The organism is Arthrobacter sp. TWP1-1 (assembly GCF_049897845.1).
GTDB lineage: Bacteria > Actinomycetota > Actinomycetes > Actinomycetales > Micrococcaceae > Specibacter.
This window is the reverse complement of record NZ_JAFCXC010000007.1, coordinates 21,826-39,080: the sequence shown is the minus strand read 5'-3', so window position 1 is coordinate 39,080 and position 17,255 is coordinate 21,826. Positions and strand designations below refer to the sequence as shown.

18 protein-coding genes are annotated in these 17,255 nt (G+C 61.6%); 8 read left to right on the top strand and 10 right to left on the bottom strand.

Going from position 1 to position 17,255, the window contains the following annotated elements; translation table 11 throughout:
- Window positions 1-29: 29 nt before the first annotated feature.
- Together ACP7B9_RS12870 and ACP7B9_RS12865 are read right to left on the bottom strand one after the other, a co-directional pair.
- Window positions 30-1,349, bottom strand: a complete 1,320-nt coding sequence (locus tag ACP7B9_RS12870) for a uracil-xanthine permease family protein (RefSeq protein WP_425863959.1) — start codon at window positions 1,347-1,349, stop codon at window positions 30-32.
- 63 nt (window positions 1,350-1,412) lie between these two features.
- Window positions 1,413-1,724, bottom strand: a complete 312-nt coding sequence (locus tag ACP7B9_RS12865) for an ArsR/SmtB family transcription factor (protein WP_425863957.1) — start codon at window positions 1,722-1,724, stop codon at window positions 1,413-1,415.
- Window positions 1,725-1,777: 53 nt separating this feature from the next.
- On the opposite strand from ACP7B9_RS12865, the gene ACP7B9_RS12860 reads away from it, so the two are divergent.
- Window positions 1,778-2,707: a cation diffusion facilitator family transporter gene (locus ACP7B9_RS12860; RefSeq protein WP_425863955.1), complete on the top strand. Its 930-nt coding sequence runs from the start codon at window positions 1,778-1,780 to the stop codon at window positions 2,705-2,707.
- 200 nt (window positions 2,708-2,907) lie between these two features.
- On the opposite strand, the gene pgm is transcribed toward ACP7B9_RS12860, so the two are convergent.
- Window positions 2,908-4,551: a phosphoglucomutase (alpha-D-glucose-1,6-bisphosphate-dependent) gene (pgm, locus tag ACP7B9_RS12855; protein WP_425863954.1), complete on the bottom strand. Its 1,644-nt coding sequence runs from the start codon at window positions 4,549-4,551 to the stop codon at window positions 2,908-2,910.
- Between the two features lie 190 nt (window positions 4,552-4,741).
- On the opposite strand from pgm, the gene ACP7B9_RS12850 reads away from it, so the two are divergent.
- Window positions 4,742-5,260, top strand: coding sequence for a DUF4190 domain-containing protein (locus ACP7B9_RS12850; protein WP_425863952.1), 519 nt, complete (start codon window positions 4,742-4,744; stop codon window positions 5,258-5,260).
- Between the two features lie 90 nt (window positions 5,261-5,350).
- Here ACP7B9_RS12850 and ACP7B9_RS12845 read toward each other — a convergent pair whose 3' ends face one another.
- Window positions 5,351-6,829: a peptide MFS transporter gene (locus ACP7B9_RS12845; protein ID WP_425863950.1), complete on the bottom strand. Its 1,479-nt coding sequence runs from the start codon at window positions 6,827-6,829 to the stop codon at window positions 5,351-5,353.
- A gap of 145 nt (window positions 6,830-6,974) precedes the next feature.
- Here ACP7B9_RS12845 and ACP7B9_RS12840 point away from each other — a divergent pair, with 145 nt between their 5' ends.
- Complete coding sequence (locus tag ACP7B9_RS12840; RefSeq protein WP_425863948.1) at window positions 6,975-7,301, top strand: rhodanese-like domain-containing protein; 327 nt, start codon at window positions 6,975-6,977, stop codon at window positions 7,299-7,301.
- Window positions 7,302-7,338: 37 nt separating this feature from the next.
- Window positions 7,339-8,277 carry a prephenate dehydratase gene (gene pheA / locus ACP7B9_RS12835; protein WP_425863946.1) on the top strand — a complete coding sequence of 313 codons (939 nt, stop codon included), beginning with the start codon at window positions 7,339-7,341 and terminating at the stop codon, window positions 8,275-8,277.
- Window positions 8,278-8,286: 9 nt separating this feature from the next.
- On the opposite strand, the gene ACP7B9_RS12830 is transcribed toward pheA, so the two are convergent.
- Entirely contained in the window at window positions 8,287-8,769 is a 483-nt protein-coding gene (locus ACP7B9_RS12830; protein ID WP_425863944.1) for a hypothetical protein, read from the bottom strand.
- A gap of 166 nt (window positions 8,770-8,935) precedes the next feature.
- Between ACP7B9_RS12830 and ACP7B9_RS12825 the strand changes: the two genes are divergently transcribed.
- Entirely contained in the window at window positions 8,936-9,124 is a 189-nt protein-coding gene (locus ACP7B9_RS12825; protein WP_425863942.1) for a hypothetical protein, read from the top strand.
- 6 nt (window positions 9,125-9,130) lie between these two features.
- Here the strand turns inward: ACP7B9_RS12825 and ACP7B9_RS12820 are convergent, their stop codons facing one another.
- On the bottom strand, window positions 9,131-10,198 hold the full coding sequence (locus ACP7B9_RS12820; RefSeq protein ID WP_425863940.1) for a diacylglycerol/lipid kinase family protein: 1,068 nt from the start codon (window positions 10,196-10,198) through the stop codon (window positions 9,131-9,133).
- 51 nt (window positions 10,199-10,249) lie between these two features.
- Here ACP7B9_RS12820 and serS point away from each other — a divergent pair, with 51 nt between their 5' ends.
- Together serS and ACP7B9_RS12810 are read left to right on the top strand one after the other, a co-directional pair.
- Complete coding sequence (gene serS / locus ACP7B9_RS12815; protein ID WP_425863938.1) at window positions 10,250-11,527, top strand: serine--tRNA ligase; 1,278 nt, start codon at window positions 10,250-10,252, stop codon at window positions 11,525-11,527.
- A gap of 140 nt (window positions 11,528-11,667) precedes the next feature.
- Window positions 11,668-12,525, top strand: coding sequence for an HAD family hydrolase (locus tag ACP7B9_RS12810; protein ID WP_425863935.1), 858 nt, complete (start codon window positions 11,668-11,670; stop codon window positions 12,523-12,525).
- A gap of 92 nt (window positions 12,526-12,617) precedes the next feature.
- Here ACP7B9_RS12810 and ACP7B9_RS12805 read toward each other — a convergent pair whose 3' ends face one another.
- From ACP7B9_RS12805 to ACP7B9_RS12790, 4 genes are all read right to left on the bottom strand, one after another.
- On the bottom strand, window positions 12,618-13,124 hold the full coding sequence (locus ACP7B9_RS12805) for an RDD family protein (RefSeq protein ID WP_425863933.1): 507 nt from the start codon (window positions 13,122-13,124) through the stop codon (window positions 12,618-12,620).
- A complete protein-coding gene (locus tag ACP7B9_RS12800; RefSeq protein WP_425863931.1) occupies window positions 13,121-13,906 on the bottom strand; it encodes a hypothetical protein in 786 nt (261 codons plus the stop codon). Before ACP7B9_RS12800 ends, ACP7B9_RS12805 begins: the two co-directional genes overlap by 4 nt.
- Entirely contained in the window at window positions 13,903-14,898 is a 996-nt protein-coding gene (locus ACP7B9_RS12795) for a WXG100 family type VII secretion target (protein WP_425863930.1), read from the bottom strand. Before ACP7B9_RS12795 ends, ACP7B9_RS12800 begins: the two co-directional genes overlap by 4 nt.
- 218 nt (window positions 14,899-15,116) lie before the next feature.
- Window positions 15,117-15,605: an inorganic diphosphatase gene (locus tag ACP7B9_RS12790; protein WP_425863928.1), complete on the bottom strand. Its 489-nt coding sequence runs from the start codon at window positions 15,603-15,605 to the stop codon at window positions 15,117-15,119.
- A gap of 185 nt (window positions 15,606-15,790) precedes the next feature.
- Between ACP7B9_RS12790 and ACP7B9_RS12785 the strand changes: the two genes are divergently transcribed.
- Window positions 15,791-17,239: a D-alanyl-D-alanine carboxypeptidase/D-alanyl-D-alanine-endopeptidase gene (locus tag ACP7B9_RS12785; RefSeq protein ID WP_425863926.1), complete on the top strand. Its 1,449-nt coding sequence runs from the start codon at window positions 15,791-15,793 to the stop codon at window positions 17,237-17,239.
- Window positions 17,240-17,255 lie beyond the last annotated feature (16 nt).

The window sequence follows — 17,255 nt, the reverse complement described above, 5'->3', positions numbered from 1 at the left end:
CCCGTCGTCGTGCTTTCGCGGCGGAGGAGTTAGGACTTTCCGAGCGTTGCCTCGGCGGGCTGGTCATCGGGATCCAGCGGATTGGTGGCCGTACCGCGCCACTTCGCCAGCGCGCTCATGCCGTGGTAAATGATCAGGGCCGCGGCGGTGCCCAGCGCAATGCCCTCAAAAGTGAGGTTCCCAGCGGTCCACGTGAAGTTGGCGATGCCAATGATGAGCGCAACGGCGGCCGTGGTCAGGTTGATGTTGTTGGAGAAACTGACCTTGTTCTGGACCCAGATGCGCACACCCAGCACGCCGATCATGCCGTAGAGCAGGGTTGCCGCGCCGCCCAGCACACCAGCGGGGACCGTGGCGATGACTTCGCCGAACTTAGGCGAGAAGCTCAGCAGCAGTGCGGCAATGCCGGCCACCCAGTAGGCGGCTGTTGAATAAACCTTCGTTGCGGCCATGACACCAATGTTTTCCGCATAGGTGGTGGTGCCGGAACCGCCGCCGAAGCCGGCAAGGGTGGTGGCGACGCCGTCGGCGATGATGGCGCGGCCAGCGTACGGGTCAAGGTTTTCACCCGTCATGAGTGCCACCGACTTCACATGGCCAATGTTTTCGGCAACCAGCACCAACACCACGGGGATGAACAAGCCCAAAACGGCGATGTGGAAGGTGGGGGTTTGGAAGTGCGGCAGGCCAACCCACGCGGCAGCCTCGATCTTGGAGAAGTCCACTTCATCGCGCAGCACGGCCACGCCGTAGCCAATGATGACGCCCACCAGGATGGCCAATCGGCCAAGGATTCCGCGGAACAGCACGCTGACCAGGATGATGACCAGCAGCGTGATCAGCGCTGTGACGGGGGCCAGTTCAAAGTTGGTGCGCGCGGACGGTGCAAGGTTCAAGCCGATCAGGGCCACGATGGTGCCCGTGACGGGAGCCGGCATGAGCCGGTTGATCCATGAAGAACCGAACTTCTGCACGAGCAGGCCAAGAACAGCCAGTGTTACGCCGGCAACCACCACGCCGCCAAGTGCGCCAGCCACGCCGAACTGCTGTTGGGAGGCCAGGATCGGGGCGATGAAGGCAAAGCTGGAGCCCAGGTAGCTGGGCACCTTGCCACGGGTTAGGACCAGGAAGAACAAGGTGCCAATACCGGAGAAGAACAAGGTGGTGGCTGGGGGCATGTTCGTGATGAGGGGGACCAGGAACGTTGCGCCGAACATGGCGACCACGTGCTGCATGCCAATGCCGATGGTGCGCGGCCAGCTCAGGCGCTCATTAGGGGTGACAACCTGACCCGGCTTGATGCTGCGCCCGTCTCCGTGAATGCTCCATTGTGTGCCCAGCAAACTCATCCGCTTCTCCGATTCTGGTGCCGCGCATGTACGCGGCCCGCAGATAAGAATATCGGACAGGGTTCACGGGTGCGGAATGTGGCCTTCGTTGGCTAAGAGAACGACGCCGAGAAGGTCGTTAAGCGCGTGCGCCAGGTCCGGATGGGCTAATTCATACCGGGCCCGTCGGCCCTCGGCGATGGCTACGGCCAAGCCGCACTCGCGCAGGCAGGAGAGGTGATTGGAGATGCTTTGTCGTGAAACGCCCAGTTGTTCCGCCAGATCGGCAGGATACTGCGGTGCCTTGGCCAGGCTCATAAGGATCTCGGCCCGGGTGGGGTCGGAGAGGGCGTAACCAAAGCGGGCCAGCACGGCTGCGTTGCTAATGGTCTTCATTCTCAATATCATACATTAGTTGCTGAATTCAGCCATGGCTGTACTATTGAGGTATGTCAGGTCACGATCATTCCCATTCCCACGCCGGAGCCCCGGGCGAAAGCCACCAGGGCCGCATTGCCGTGGCACTGGGGATCACGCTGGCCGTTTTTGTCGTCCAGATCATCGGTTCGTTCCTGACCGGATCGCTCGCACTGCTTTTTGATTCGGCCCACGTCCTCACCGACGCCGGTGGACTCGCCATGGCACTTCTGGCTGCACGCCTCATGACCCGCCCGGCAACAAGCCGACGCACCTGGGGGTTCGCCCGGGCCGAGGTCCTCGCTGCCACAGCGCAGGCCGCGGTGCTTCTCGCCGTCGGACTTGTCGTTTTAGTGGAGGGCGTCCAACGGCTCTTCAACCCCACCGAGATCGCCTCCAACGAGATGATCATTTTTGGTGCGATCGGCCTGCTCGGCAACATCGTGTCCATGTTTGTCCTCATGGGCGGGCGCAGCAAGAACTTCAACATGCGGGCGGCCTTCCTGGAGGTGGTGAACGATGCGCTGGGCTCGGTGGCCGTCATCGTTGCCGCGATCGTGATCTCAACGACCGGATGGATGCAGGCCGATGCCATCGTGGCCATGCTCATTGGAGCCCTCATCCTGCCGCGCACCGTGAAGCTGCTGCTGGAGACCGTCCACGTGTTGCTGGAATCGACGCCTTCGGGCCTTGATCTGGACAAGGTCCGTGTTCACATCCTCGAACTTGACCACGTCATCAGCGTCCACGACCTGCACGCCAGCCAGATCGCCACCGGGCTGCCGATCCTGTCCGCGCACGTGGTGGTTGACGACGAATGCTTCCATGACGGCCATGTGCCCCAGCTGCTCGATTCACTGCAAAACTGCGTGGCCGGGCACTTCGAAATCAGCGTGGAACACTCAACGTTCCAGCTGGAAACCGCAGCCCACGCCGAACACGAACACGGCGCGCACCACTAACCGCCGCGGGACGATGAAACCGGATCGACATTTTTCCGGCTGGGCCCACAAGCACGAGGGCCCCGCTGCGAGCTTGCGAGCAGTGGGAGTGCTTGGGGCCTATCCGACGCGTCGGCCGCGGGCGGCCTTTGGCGTCTCCTTTACGTCGCCTACAAAAAATGCCGACTCCGGCTTCATTGCCGTCGGCCCGGGCTCCGGTGTTAGGAGATGACGCCGTCTACTAGTGCCTTCGCCTCGGCCTGAACCTGGGCCAGGTGTTCCGCGCCCTTGAAGGATTCGGCGTAGATCTTGTAGACGTCCTCGGTGCCGGAGGGGCGGGCCGCGAACCAGGCGTTTTCGGTGGTGACTTTCAAGCCGCCGATGGCCGCGCCGTTGCCGGGAGCCTCCGTCAACTTAGCCGTGATGGCTTCGCCGGCCAGGGTGGTTGCCGTGACGTCGGCAGCGGAGAGCTTGCCGAGTGCAGCCTTCTGCTCGCGAGTAGCGGCCGCATCGATGCGTGCGTACGCCGGAGCCCCGAAGCGGTCGGTCAGCTCACCGTAGTGAACCGAGGGGGACTTGCCCGTGACGGCCGTGATTTCCGAGGCCAGCAGCGCCAACAGGATTCCGTCCTTGTCGGTGGTCCATACGGAGCCGTCCTTCTTCACGAAGGAGGCGCCAGCGGATTCCTCGCCACCAAAAACGCCCTCGCCGGAGAGCAAGCCGGGCACGAACCACTTGAAGCCAACGGGCACCTCCACGAGCTGGCGGCCCAGATCGGCGGCCACGCGGTCAATGATGGAGGAGGAGACAAGGGTCTTGCCCACACCGGCGGTGGCCGGCCACTGCGAACGGTGCGTGTAAAGGTACTGAATCGCTACGGCCAGGTAGTGGTTGGGGTTCATCAGCCCACCATCCGGGGTGACAATACCGTGGCGGTCCGCGTCGGCGTCGTTTCCGGTGGCAATGTCGAAGGGTGCGCCGGCCTTGAGCTTGTTGATCAGCGAAGCCATGGCTGAGGGGGAGGAGCAGTCCATGCGGATCTTCTCGTCCCAGTCCAACGTCATAAACGCCCACTGCGGGTCAACGGTGGGGTTCACAACTGTCAGGTCCAGGTTGTGGCGTTCGCCGATTTCGCCCCAGTAGTCCACCGAAGCGCCACCCATGGGGTCAGCGCCGATGCGAACACCGGCGGCGCGGATCGCATCCAGATCCAGCACGGAGGGAAGATCGTCAACGTAGCTGGAGAGGAAATCGAAACTGCCCGTGGTCGAGGCGGCCTTGGCCTCACTGAGCTGCACACGCTTCACGCCGCGCAGATCATTTTCCAGGAGCTCATTGGCGCGGTTGGCAATCCACCCGGTCGCATCGGAGTCGGCCGGACCGCCGTGCGGAGGGTTGTATTTGAATCCGCCATCGCCCGGGGGGTTGTGCGAAGGAGTCACAACGATGCCATCGGCAAGCGCGTCGGTGCGGCCCTTGTTGTGGGTAAGAATCGCGTGCGAAACGGCCGGTGTAGGTGTGTACCCGTGGCGCGCATCGATCAAAACCTCGACGCCGTTTCCTGCCAACACCTCGAGGGCCGTGTTTTGTGCCGGCTCGCTCAAGGCGTGGGTGTCCTTGCCCATGTACAACGGGCCCGTGATGCCCTGCCCGGCGCGGTACTCAACGATGGCCTGCGTGATGGCGGCGATGTGGCCCTCGTTGAAGGAAGCCTTCAACGACGATCCACGGTGTCCGGAGGTGCCAAACGCCACGCGCTGCGCCGGATCGCTGAGATCGGGCGAAAGATCGTAGTAAGCATCCAACAACATAGAAAGATCAACAAGGTCCTGGGGAAGGGCAACAGTGCCCGCGCGGCTAGCCATGGCTCCAGCATGACAGAGCCGCGGTCCAATTGGCACGTGCTGCCCATTGTGTGAACCTGAATTACCGTCCGAGGGCACTTTTATTTGAGTTCCCCCGGGAAAGTAGGCACAGGCTGCACTACGATGGGAGGCAACTTTAGATAACCGCTTTACCCCTATTTCGGGGCACAATGTTCAGCAGGAGCCCGTCGTGTCCAACCAGCCAGAGAACCCCCAACCCTATGAGGGTCAGGCGCCCAGCTACACGCCACCGGGTTACAACGCGCCCGCAGTCCCGCCGCCATACCAAGTCCCTCCTGCAAATGTGGCTCCGCAAAGTACCTACAGCGGTGGCAGCCAGCAGTTCCAAGCGCCTACTTATGGTGCGCAACAGCCGTACCCAAGCCAGCAGCCGTTCCAGAACGGAGCGCCCACGTATTACCAGGGCGGCCCGGGGTACATCGGTACCACCACCGGCCCGCGTGGGTTGAGCCTGACCAGCATGATTTTGGGTCTGGCCTCCCTCGTGGCGGGGGCCGGGTTCTTCATGGTCCCGCAGATCGTGGGCATTGTCTTGGGTCATCTGGGATTGCGCAAGGAAGATCCGCAGGGGCGAGGATTCGCCATTACCGGATTGATCACCAATTACCTGGCGCTGTTGATCTGGGGCCTGCTGTACATTTTTCTGATCTTTGTTATTGCGGCGTCGGAGAGCGGTTCGAACTACTAAACCGGTTGCGCGCGTCCCTTAACTGACGGCGGCACCTTCCTCTTCGCGCAAGCGAAAGGGAAGATGCCGCCGTCGTACTTTAACGCGGGACTACATGATTCCGGCCATCAATTTCTTGACGGGCTTGCGGCCAAGGAACAACACCACGCCGAAGGCAATGGAGGCCAGCCCGACTACGAGGAAGTACGGGGTTTCGTTGTCGGCGTCGTACCACTGGGCCAGCACACCGGACATGGCCGTACCGAGTGAGACGGAGAGGAAGAACAGCGCCACCATCTGCGTCTGGAAGGCCGCCGGAGCCAGTTTCGTGGCCAGCGAAAGGCCAACAGGGGAGAGCATGAGCTCGGCAATTGTGAACAGCAACAGGATGAACACGATCGCCAGCATGGGCACCGCGGCCATGCCCGAGAACGGGATGAACGCCAGGTAGGCAAGGCCCATGACAACCAGCGCCACCGAGAATTTCGCGGGGGTGCCCGGCTGGCGCGATCCCCACTTGGTCCAGAGCGCGGCGAAGACGCCAGCTAGGACGATGATGAACACCGGGTTGATGGAGGTGACCCAGCTGGCCGGGACTTCCCAGCCAAGGATGCTCCGGTCAAGGCGCTTGTCCGCGTACAGGGCAATGACCGTGAACTGCTGCTGGAACAGGGACCAGAAGACGGCGCTGGCCAGGAACAGGGGGATGAACGAGTACACGCGGCTACGGTCTACGCCGGTTACCGACTTGTTGGAGAGAATGACGGCAAAGTAGGCGATGGAGGCCAGGATCACGAAAGCAACGATGATCCACTTAAGGTTCTCGGCCGTGATGAGCTTGAAGATGACGGCCAAAACAATAACGACGACGGCGGCCGCGGCCAGTATGCCAACCTTGGCGTACTGGTTCTTGGGCAGTGGATTGGCAATGCGGTGTGCTGTTTCCGGCAGATTCTTCCTGGTCAGCCCGTACTGCAACAGGCCAAGGGCCATGCCGACGGCAGCGGCAGCGAAACCAACGTGGAAGCCCCAGGTAACCTGCAGCCAACCGGTGACAAGCGGCCCAATGAGACCGCCGATGTTGATGCCCATGTAGAAGATGGAGAAGCCGGCGTCGCGGCGCTCGTCGTCCTTTGAGTACAGGGTTCCCACCAGGGATGTGGCGTTCGCCTTCAAACCACCGGAACCGACACCGATCAGGATCAAGCCGGTGGCAAGTCCGGCCGTGCCGGGAAGCAGGGCCAGGGACAGGTGTCCGGCCATGATGAGAATCGCGCTGTAGAACAGGACCCTTTCGGAGCCCATCAGGCGGTCGGCAACCCAAGCGCCAAGAATCGTGGAGAGGTACACGCCGCCGCCGTAGGCGCCGACGATTCCCAGGGCGGTGCCTTCGTCAATACCGAGGCCACCTTGGGTGACCGTGTAGTACATGTAGTAGGCGAGAATGCCCTGCATACCGTAGAAGGAGAACCGTTCCCACAGCTCTACGCTGAAGAGGTTCAGCAGCATCTTTGGCTGTCCGAAGAAGGAAGTATCTCGGGGATTTTGCTGTGTCTGGGCCGATTCGGCGGGACTCTTTTGTGAACTCACAGCTTCAATTTTTGCATTATAGTCACGAATCGTCACATTTGAGGAGAAATGACGACGGCGGGAAGGCCCCTCGAGTGGGCGCGCCGGGCCCCTCGGGGACTAGGCTTAGCCACAGTATTTCGTCTATACCTGCCAGGAGTAAAACATGTCAGACATCATGAACGTCAGCGTCAGCGAACTCGGTGCGGACGCGGTGATTTTGGATGTCCGTGAAGACTACGAATGGGAAGCCGGGCACGTTGATGGCGCCGTCCACATCCCGCTCGAGCAGCTGCCGGCCCGTTTGGAAGAACTTGATCCGGACATGGATTTGAACGTCATCTGCCGCACCGGCGGGCGATCCTTCCGCGCCGCCACATGGCTGAACCAAAACGGCTACAGTGCGTTTAACGTGATTGGCGGCATGGGAGCCTGGTTCGAGGCGGATAAGCCCATGATTTCCTCCAACGGGGAATCCCCGCGCGTCCTCTAATTCTCTTCCGCTTATTGCTGCAACGAACAGGTGCCCCATGATTTCCGTGCCCAATGTCTCCGCATTGCCCTTGACGTTCCTTGGGCCGGAGGGGACCTTTACCGAGTCCGCCCTGTTGCAGGTTCCGGGCGCTGCGGACATGGAGCGGATCCCGTCGACCAATGCCGCTTCCGCGCTCGCCAAGGTGCGCAAGGGTGAGGCGTTTGCGGCCATGCTGCCCATCGAGAACTCCATTGAGGGCGGCGTGCCAGCAACCCTTGATGCCATCTCCAACGGCATGGAGCTGCGCATCCTGCATGAAGTAGTGGTGCCCGTCAGCTTTGTGCTGGTGGCTCCCGCCGGAGTGACGCTGGCGGACATAACGGCCGTCGGGACGCACCCGCACGCCTGGGCTCAGACCCGCGACTGGTTTGGTGAGCACCTGCCGTTGGCCACACATGTTCCGGCGAATTCGACTGCGGCTGCCGCCCATTCCCTGGTGGCTGGCACCGACGCGTTTCAGGCTGCCGTTTGCGCGCCACTTGTCGCCGATCAGACCGGGCTGAGTATCCTTGCCGCAGGCATTGAGGACAACATCGGTGCCGTGACTCGCTTTGTCCTCGTGGGTCAGCCAGGTTCCCTGCCCGAGCCAACGGGTGCGGACAAGACAACACTGGCGATTCCGCTTCCGGAGGACCACCCAGGGGCCCTGATGGCCATCCTTGAACAGTTTGCCAGCCGTGGAGTGAACCTCAGCAGGATTGAGTCGCGCCCTACGGGCCAGTTCCTTGGCCACTACATTTTCAGCGTTGACGTTGATGGTCATGTGCGTGACGCACGCGTGGCGGACGCGCTGCGGGGATTGCACCGAGTTAGCCCGGAGATGCGCTTCCTGGGTTCATACCCTCGGGCCGATAAGCAGCCGCCATTGATTCGCTCTTACAACTCGGATGCGGCGTTCGGCGAAGCAGCCGCGTGGGTCGAGTCGCTGCTGTAGCGAGTGGGTCTAACGGGGCAGTTGCCGCCGCGTTTTGAACATGCCGCGCCCCACGATGACGAAGATGGCGATCGAGAGGCCCACGGGGACTAGTAGTCCGAAGAATCCGCCACTGAGGACCACCTGGGTGAGAACTTTGAGCACTAACAAGGCTCCCGTGCTGGCGATGCCAACCAAGGGGGTCAGCCGTTCGGCCATTCTGCGCCGCAAGAGCATCAGGACGCCAGAGCCGGTGACAGCAACGGCGATTGCCAGTCCCAGCATGGACAGCAGAAGCAAATACCAAGGCGCAAATAAGATATTCGTGAGGACCTGGGCGAAGGCTCCCAAGGATTCCAGAATGCCCAAGATGGTCAAGAGGATGCCGCCGGGAAGTTTGAAACTCAAGGGATCGGCTGGCAGCTCGTTAGGAACCGGCTCATTGATGGCTGGTTGCTGGGACGGCGGGACTGACGGTGGGATTTCCGGCTTGTCCGACAAGGGGTGACTCACGTGGTGACTCCTGGTCCACAAGTAAAGCTTTTAATAACTAGATTAAGAATACGCTGTGGCGTGACCCTTTCGCTCCAGCACTCGCGAACCTATGATTGGCCTATCTTCAGGAAATCAGGTCCCAGGCCGGAAAAGTTGGCCTTAGTAGGAAAGAGGCGAGCGAATCATGACTTCGCAGGTACAGCCGGTGCGTGCAGATAAGGACAGTGGCCAGGACGGCACGATCGTCAATCCTGGGGCAAATCAAGGGCGGGACACCTCGGTTGGTGACGAGGGCGACGACGCCAACGAGTTGCGCTTTAACGAAGAGGCACGTCTCATCCGGGAGCAATCGCAACGCCCCGAAACGGACTAACTCTTTTTATGCCGGGTTGTTGGGTGCGGCAACGCGCACCAGTACCGACTTGGGCTCAACGCTGACCTTGACACACGTTGCCGGGCCGGACGGATCGCCGTCGATCTGGGTTTCCACAGGCATGATGGTGCGGATCGTCAGGTTTTTGGAGCGGTAGAAATCAATCACCGGCAGGTTGTTTTTGTGCCTAAAGACCACCTTGCCGGCCATCGCGATCCAGCCCAGTGCGCTGCGTGGGCTCACCACCACAACATCCAAAACGCCGTCGTCAATCAAGGCGTCGGGGACAAAATCAATGCCACCTGGCAGTAGGCCACAATTGGCGAACATGACCGAACGGACCTTGCGCTGCTGCGCCGGCTCGTCGTCCAATTCAATGCTGACCTTTTTGCGGGGACCCGCCATGTGCCGTAGCCCGGCCTCGCTGTAAGCCAACCAGCCAACGTGTTCCTTGAGCTTGGAATTCGTGTCGCTCATGACCTCCGCGTCCATGCCAAGGCCCGCGATGACCATGAAGGAATGCTTGGAAACGGCGCCGGTGACGCTGTTCTCAAGTTCCATCAGTCCCGAGTCGATATGGCGCTGGTGCCCAAATAACGCAATCTGGACGCTGCCGGCAACGTCGGCAACGTCGAGACTCAGGTTGCGAGCCAGCAGGTTTCCGGTGCCCAACGGAACGATGCCCAGAGGAACCTCGGTGTGCCGCAGGGTCTGAGCCACGGCGCGTACTGTTCCGTCGCCGCCGCCCACAATAACGACGTCGGCCTTGGCGTCCAGCGCGGCCTGGGCCATAGCGAAACCCGGATCCTCGGCGGTAGTTTCAAGGAAGAGGGGGGCGGGCCATTCGGCCTTGGAAACGGACCGGGCGATCAGCGTTTTGGCGTCATCCACACCGCCCTTGGTGGGGTTGAAGATGAACGCCACCTGCTGTTTTGCCAGATGAATTTTGTGTGGGGAATCCGCAACAGCACTGCGTGTGTGCTTTTGCGCGAGCTTGCGCACCCCCAGCCAACTAATGGCAATAACGAGCACGATGATGGCCACAATGATGGCGACAAGAAGTTCTGTTGGCATGATTCCCTAACCCTATCCCGTCAAGTTGCATTGATTCGATAGGCTTAGGGCGTGATCGATGTACGAGACCTCTGCGAAAATCCTGAAATTTACCGTGCCAGCCAACGTGCGCGTGGTGCCCAACCGTCTGTGGTGGACGCCATTATCGCCGCGGACAGCTCCCGGAAGTCGGCGATCACCTCTTTTGAGGCTTTGCGGGCCGAGCAAAATGCCTTTGGTAAGAAGGTTGCCAAGGCTAAGGGTGAAGAGAAGCAGGCACTCCTGGCCGAGGTCAAGGAGCTGTCAGTCTCCGTGAAGACGGCGTCCGCCGCTGCCGATGCCGCCGCCGCCGAGCTCGACGCGCTGGTACGCAGCGTCCCCAACCTTGTCGCCGACGGGGTCCCCGAGGGTGGCGAGGACGACTTCGTTGTCGTCAAGACCGTTGGTACGCCGCGCGAATTCCCCGATTTTAAGCCGAAAGACCACCTGGAAATCGGTGAGCTCATTGGCGCCATCGATATGGAACGAGGCGCCAAGGTGTCCGGTTCACGCTTCTACTTCCTCAAGGGAGTCGGCGCGCGCCTGGAAATGGCGCTGTTGCAGCTGGCCATGGACCAGGCCATCGAAGCCGGCTTCACGCCCATGATCACCCCCACGCTGGTGCTGCCCGAAACCATGGCCGGCACCGGCTTCGACGTTGAGCACGACGCCGAGATCTACCGTCTGGCCGATGACGATCTGTACCTGGTGGGCACCTCCGAGGTGGCCCTTGCCGGTTACCATGGCAACGAAATCATCAAGGTGGACGAGCCCGTTCGTTACGCCGGCTGGTCCTCCTGCTACCGCCGCGAGGCCGGTTCGCACGGCAAGGACACGCGCGGGATCATCCGCGTGCACCAGTTCAACAAGGTGGAAATGTTTGTTTACACCACTGTTGAAAAGGCTGCCGAGGAGCACCAGCGCCTGCTCGCGTGGGAAGAGGAAATGCTCGCCAAGGTTGAGCTGCCCTACCGCGTGATCGACACGGCCGCCGGTGACCTGGGCATGTCCGCATCCCGCAAGTTCGACTGCGAAGCCTGGGTTCCCACCCAGGACGCCTACCGCGAGCTGACATCTACCTCAAACTGCACCACGTTCCAGGCTCGTCGCTTGAACATCCGCGAACGCCTCGTCACGGATGACGGCGGCAAGGGTGGCACTCGCGCCGTTGCCACGCTTAACGGCACGCTCGCTACGACCCGCTGGATTGTGGCGATCCTTGAGCACCACCAGAATGCTGACGGCTCCGTCAATGTTCCGGTTGCCCTGCGCAAGTACATGGGTGGCCTGGAAGTGTTCCCGGTCCTGTAGCATCTAGCTGTTTCTGGCCTTTGATGAGCGCCTAGGTTAATACCCACACTGTGCACACAGCTGTGAGTATTAACCGGGCGTTCATGGCTTTAACAGCCAACGGACGTGGCTTTTTAGGGTCCATCTGTTTGACTAGAGACATGACAATGACAGTAAACACTGCAATTGCCGGCATCGATGACCGGTCAAATACAAATACAAGTACAAATACGAAGTACCTCGTAGCCCTTGATGTAGACGGCACGCTGGTTGACCACGACGGCAACATGACCGACGGGGTCCGCGACGCGGCCAGGGCCGTGGTTGACGCAGGCCACCACGTGATCATCGCGACGGGCCGCTCACTAGGTGCACTCCTTCCCATCGTGGAGATGATCGGCCTGCGCTCAGGTTACGGTGTCTGCTCCAATGGTGGCGTCACCATCCGCCTAGACCCCGATCTGGTCGACGGCTATGAGGTCATTGACCGCGTGACCTTCGATCCGGCCCCCGCACTTAATGCGCTCAGGGACCGTGTGCCCGGCGCCCGTTTCGCCCTTGAAGATGCAGAAGGCAACTTCCTAGCAACGTCCCGCTTCCAGGATGACAGCTTCGGTATTGAGGCCCGCGGCGTCGACTTCCACCACCTTCTAGAGGCCAAAGCCGTACGCGTTGTGGTCAACAGTGCCGAGGCGAGCACGCAACAATTCGCCGATGCCATCGCCGCCGCCGGGCTTAGCGGTGTCACCTACGCGATTGGGTGGAGCGCATGGCTGGATATTGCGGCCGCCGGTGTCACCAAGGCCTCGGCGTTGGAGGTGCTGCGTACTTCCCTCGAGGTAGACAGCGCCCTGACGGTGGCCATCGGTGATGGCTCGAATGACATTGAGATGCTCCGCTGGGCCGGTCGCGGCGTGGCCATGGGGCAGGCTGAGGCTGAGGTCAAGGAAGCCGCTAACGAGGTGACAGCCTCCGTGTACGACGACGGTGCTGTCGCCATCTTGCGCAGCCTGGTCTAGTCCCCACGCCCTCCCGAAGCTGAGCCGCTGGCGCGTCTCCGCTTCGGGGTCCTCGGGCGCGTGGGCCCAACACACTGGCCCCACCCGGTCCTTTAGGAGCGGCCTTGGTGCAAGGCCTTCGTTTCGGCTTTATCAATGCTTACGTGGTGCTTGCGTTCCGTCTCCGAACCGACGCCGTTGATGGAGTTCAGCACGGCATTGAGCGGCATCAGCGGGAACAGGACCGTGCGCAGGAACATGAGCCATCCGTTGCGCCAGAATCCTGGGGCAGAGCCGTCCCGCAGTTTCACCAGCCGGGTGCCGGCCAGAAGCGTGCCGAGGGTATTCCCGCCGGCACAGCAGAAGCCGTAAAACCAGGGGAACAGCAGCCACACCGTGATGCCCACAAAAATGCCGGCTCCGATACTTCCAGAGCCCTTTGTGGCACTGGCGGCGACGGCGATGACCGGCACAAGCACAACCAGTAGGTCTACTGCCCACGCGGCAACTATCCTGCGGTCCGTGGCGCGCACGCCCCAACTGCCGTTACGGAAGGGCGCGGTACGGTTTCCGCTCCAGGCACCGATTCCGGCCTGGGGCTGCTGGGCGGGCGCGGTCACTGTAGTCCCTTTTCCACAAGGCCGACGACGGCCTGGCGGGCCGTTGCCGCCGCTACGGGAGTCAGATCAAGTTTCACGGCGCCGTCCACGGGGCGTGACGACAGCGACAACAGCTGTCCGGCTGTTGTGTATAGCGTGTAGTTGGCGAAAGTCTCTTCCTCCAGGCTCACGCCCGTGATTGAGGTGACGCCTAGGGCTCCTGCCAAGACGGTGCCTGCCTGCTGCTGGAACTCCTCAACTGTGAACGACGAGGTTTCCCCGTCCGCGGACTCCACACCGGCCGCATTGGCCAGCTCCATGATGTGCGTGGGGAAATCGGCGCGGGTGGCCAGCATGAACGTGTGGGAGCCTGCGTTGTCCAACAGTTCCTCCAGGACCACGTCGCCATGGACGTAGCCGTAAAGCCACACGGTTCCGGTCTCTTTTTTCAGCTCTGCCGTGATGATCCGTTCTCCGGTGCGCCGCAACGCCATGACGCCGGTGATCTCGTCGTTGGCGGCGAGGCCGCTGGGCTGCAGATCCTCACCAAGGATCAGCGGAAAAGCAGCGCCGCTGGTGAGTAGGCCACGCAGGGCCACATTGCAGGCCAATTCCCGCTGATCTTGATGCTCATCCAGCCAGGGTAGGGCAGTCATCTGTTCACGGTTGATGCCGTCTAGGGCAACGATGGCCTCATCGGTAAGCGTGGGAAGCTGGAACTCCGGATCGTCGATGCGTGCCAGCAAGGCTTGGGCACAGTTGTAGTCGCGCTCGGTCCAGGTGATCTCAGGCTGTTCTGTCATGCGAAAAGCCCTCCAAGGCTCTTGACGGGATTGGACAGGAAGTCCTTGGCGCCGTCAACGGCGCCGCTGACGGCATTCTTTGCTCCATCAACTACGTTACCAACCGCGGCGGTTGTGTGGTTCCAACCTTCAGTGGCTTTGTCACCGATCCACTTTCCGGCGGCCTTGCCCCACTCGCTGTCGGCAATCATGTTACCCAGCGCCCAGCCTCCGGCAATGACTCCTGCGCCCACCAGCACCGCGATACCGACGGGGTTCGCAACGGCGCCAACAGCGATCAGAATAGACCCGGCCGCGCCAATGACGCCGAGTCCGCCAGCGATGCGGTCGCCGACTCCGCGCCACCCATCATGTCCGGGATCAATCATGTCTCGGATTCCGCTGTAAATGCCCAGCGGAGCAAGCAGCGGTCCGGCAAACCGCCCAAAGGCGCCGATCAGCTTTCCGGCCTTGCCTAGGAACTGGCCCGTTGCGCCAAGCTTGCCCAGCAGCCCGCCCTCGGCCTGGAAGGTTTTGAAGGCGTTGTACGCCTGACCAAACTGCTTCCACTGCTTGCCGGCGAGGAACGTGGCGTGCTCCCTGAAGTTGCTGATGAAGCCCTTGATGCCCAAGGCGATGCCTATCGCCTTGCCGCCAAGTCCAAGAAAATCGAGGGTTTTTGCAATGAAGCTCTTGTCGTCAGTATTTCCGCCACTGCCCGGGCCGCTGCCGTCCATACTTCCGACGGAACTCGCCGTTTCCTGCTCCTGGGCATTCCTGCGCAGCAGGTCTGCAGCCTCCTGCAATGACCGCGACGTCGCCGCGATGGCGGGGCGGTGCGAGGAGTTCCAGGTTTGCCGGAACCGCTCTGCGTCCGGTCCCCGCCAGCCGTGCGATTGGTTCACCGCGCTGGAGAGGGCCTGGGCCTGCTGAATCAAGGCGTGGGAGGCCTTATCCATGGTCTTGGCGAAATCGCGCAGATCTGCGATGTCTGCGCCTAAAAATCCGTCCATGGCGGTCCTTTCAAAGGGAGGGTGCCCTGCAGCGACTGGGAACTACAAGGGTGGGGAAGTCAACGGCCCCAGTTTATGGGGCTGCCCCCAAGACCACCATGGGCACAACTACCCCACGCCCTCCCCGAAATGCAATGAGCCGTCAGGTAATGCCGTTATGGATCTATGTTTCGGGCATTATCTGACGGCTCAACGTCGTTCTGGGGGAGGAGTAGGGATTAGTGCTCGAGTGCCTCGAAGCGCTTGATGGAGGCTTCGAGCTCAGCTTCGGCAGCTGCGCGGTCGGCCCAGCCCTCGGCCTTGACCCACTTGCCGGGCTCCAGGTCCTTGTAACGGGTGAAGAAGTGCTCGATCTCCTTGACCAGGAATTCATCAACGTCGGACAATTCCTGGATGTGGTCGTAGCGCTTGTCGTCAACAACGCACAGAACCTTGGCGTCGCCGCCGCCGTCGTCGGTCATGTTGAATACGGCGATGGGGCGGGCATCCACAACAACGCCGGGGTGCAGGTCAAAGTCCTGCAGCATGACGAGGGCGTCCAAAGGATCGCCATCTTCGCCAAGAGTGTTGTCGAAGAAGCCGTAGTGGGTGGGGTACGCCATGGAGGTGAACAGCACGCGGTCCAGGCGGACGCGGCCGGTCTCGTGGTCAACTTCGTACTTGACTCGTGATCCGCGGGGGATCTCGATGGTGACGTCGTGCTTCATCGTTATGCTCCTCATGAGGGTGGTGCGCGCGGCCAGACGCGGCCGTGCACGTAAATTCCGTCTAGTATGAGGATATAGGCGCTTTCGTTGCGCTAAAAACCCGCCCGGAATTTCCGGGCCCACTCTTGTCATTTTCCCGCCCCATGTGGTGTGCCGGGACCCTCCGCGAAGGAACTGCCTGCTCAATGGGACGCACGTCAAGAGTTGTGACGGGCGGGTTGCTCATATGCTCCTTGGCCGCCGTGAGTGTTCCCGCCGGCCTGCAGCTTGTACCCGCCTTCCTCCCGCAGGATCCCGCGGCCGTTGCCGTTCTGCCGGCGGCCCAGAAAACCCCCGCCGCCTTGGGTGAGGTTGCCGGGGTGGATCCCTTGGTTTCTACGGCGCCCCTGCCCGACGCCGCAACTCTTGCCACGGATCTGAAGAAGGCGTTGACCTACGACGCCGCAGGTACTTTCGGCATGTATGTCGCCGACGCCGTGACCGGCCAGGCAATATTTTCCCAGGACGGTGAGACCGCCAAGACTCCCGCGTCAAACCTGAAGCTGCTGACGGCCGCTGCCGCGCTAAGGACGCTGGGTACGGATACCCGGTTCAGCACCTCAGCCGTTTCGGGAGCGACGCCCAATGAAATTGTGCTGCTTGCCGGCGGAGACGCCATGCTGGCTGCCGGGGAGAGCGATGCTGACGCGGCTATGGGTCACGCCGGTCTGGCCACCCTGGCCCAGCAGACGGCGACGGCGCTCGCAGCCGCCGGTGTCAGCGGCCCGGTAACGCTCGTCATCGATGACACACTGTTTACTGGCGCGGCACTGAATCCCAAGTGGACCGACGGTGACGTTGACGCTGGCGAAATTGCACCGATTTTCCCGATGGCATTGAATGCCGGACGTGTTGCTCCCGAGGTTTTGACCGGGGGCCGCCCGCAGGATTCAGCCGTTTCCGTTGCGGAGGCCTTCGCCAGCGCACTGGAAGGCGCCGGAGTGTCCACTACTGGTGCCATTTCGCGAGGGACCGCCCCGGCTTCCACTGCTTCCGCTGAGGCTTCCGCAGCCCCCGGCCAGGCCCAGCCAGGCGCGGTGCTGGCGTCGGTCAGTTCTGCCACGGTGGCTGAGCAGACCCAATACATGCTGGCCGAGTCCGATAACTATGTGGCCGAGGTCCTTGGCCGGATGGTGGCCGTGAAGTTGGGTCTTGAGGCAACCAACGACGGCGCCGTGGCCGCCGTCCGCCAAGTTGTTACCGAGCTGGGGCTGCCACTGGATGGTGTTGTGACAACAGATAACTGTGGCCTAGCGACGGGCAATCTGATCAGCCCCGAAAAGTTCGTGACGCTGCTGAGCCTGATGTTGGCAGATCCCGCCGCGGACATCGGCCAGGCACTGCCGGGGCTTCCCATTGCCGGGCTGACCGGGTCCTTGGACAAGCGCTTTAGTAGTTCTTCCTTGCTCGACGGCGCCGGGGTGGTCCGCGCTAAGACCGGTTCCCTGAACCAGGTGACATCGCTATCCGGTTACGTCATTAACAGCGACGGCAGACTTCTGGTTTTTTCGATTCTCGGCAATGGCCTGACAGGTGGTGCCGCAGCCGCTCGTCCTGTGGTCGATGCGGCCGCGGCAGTCCTGGCCCGCAGCTAGATAGCCCGTCTTAGCT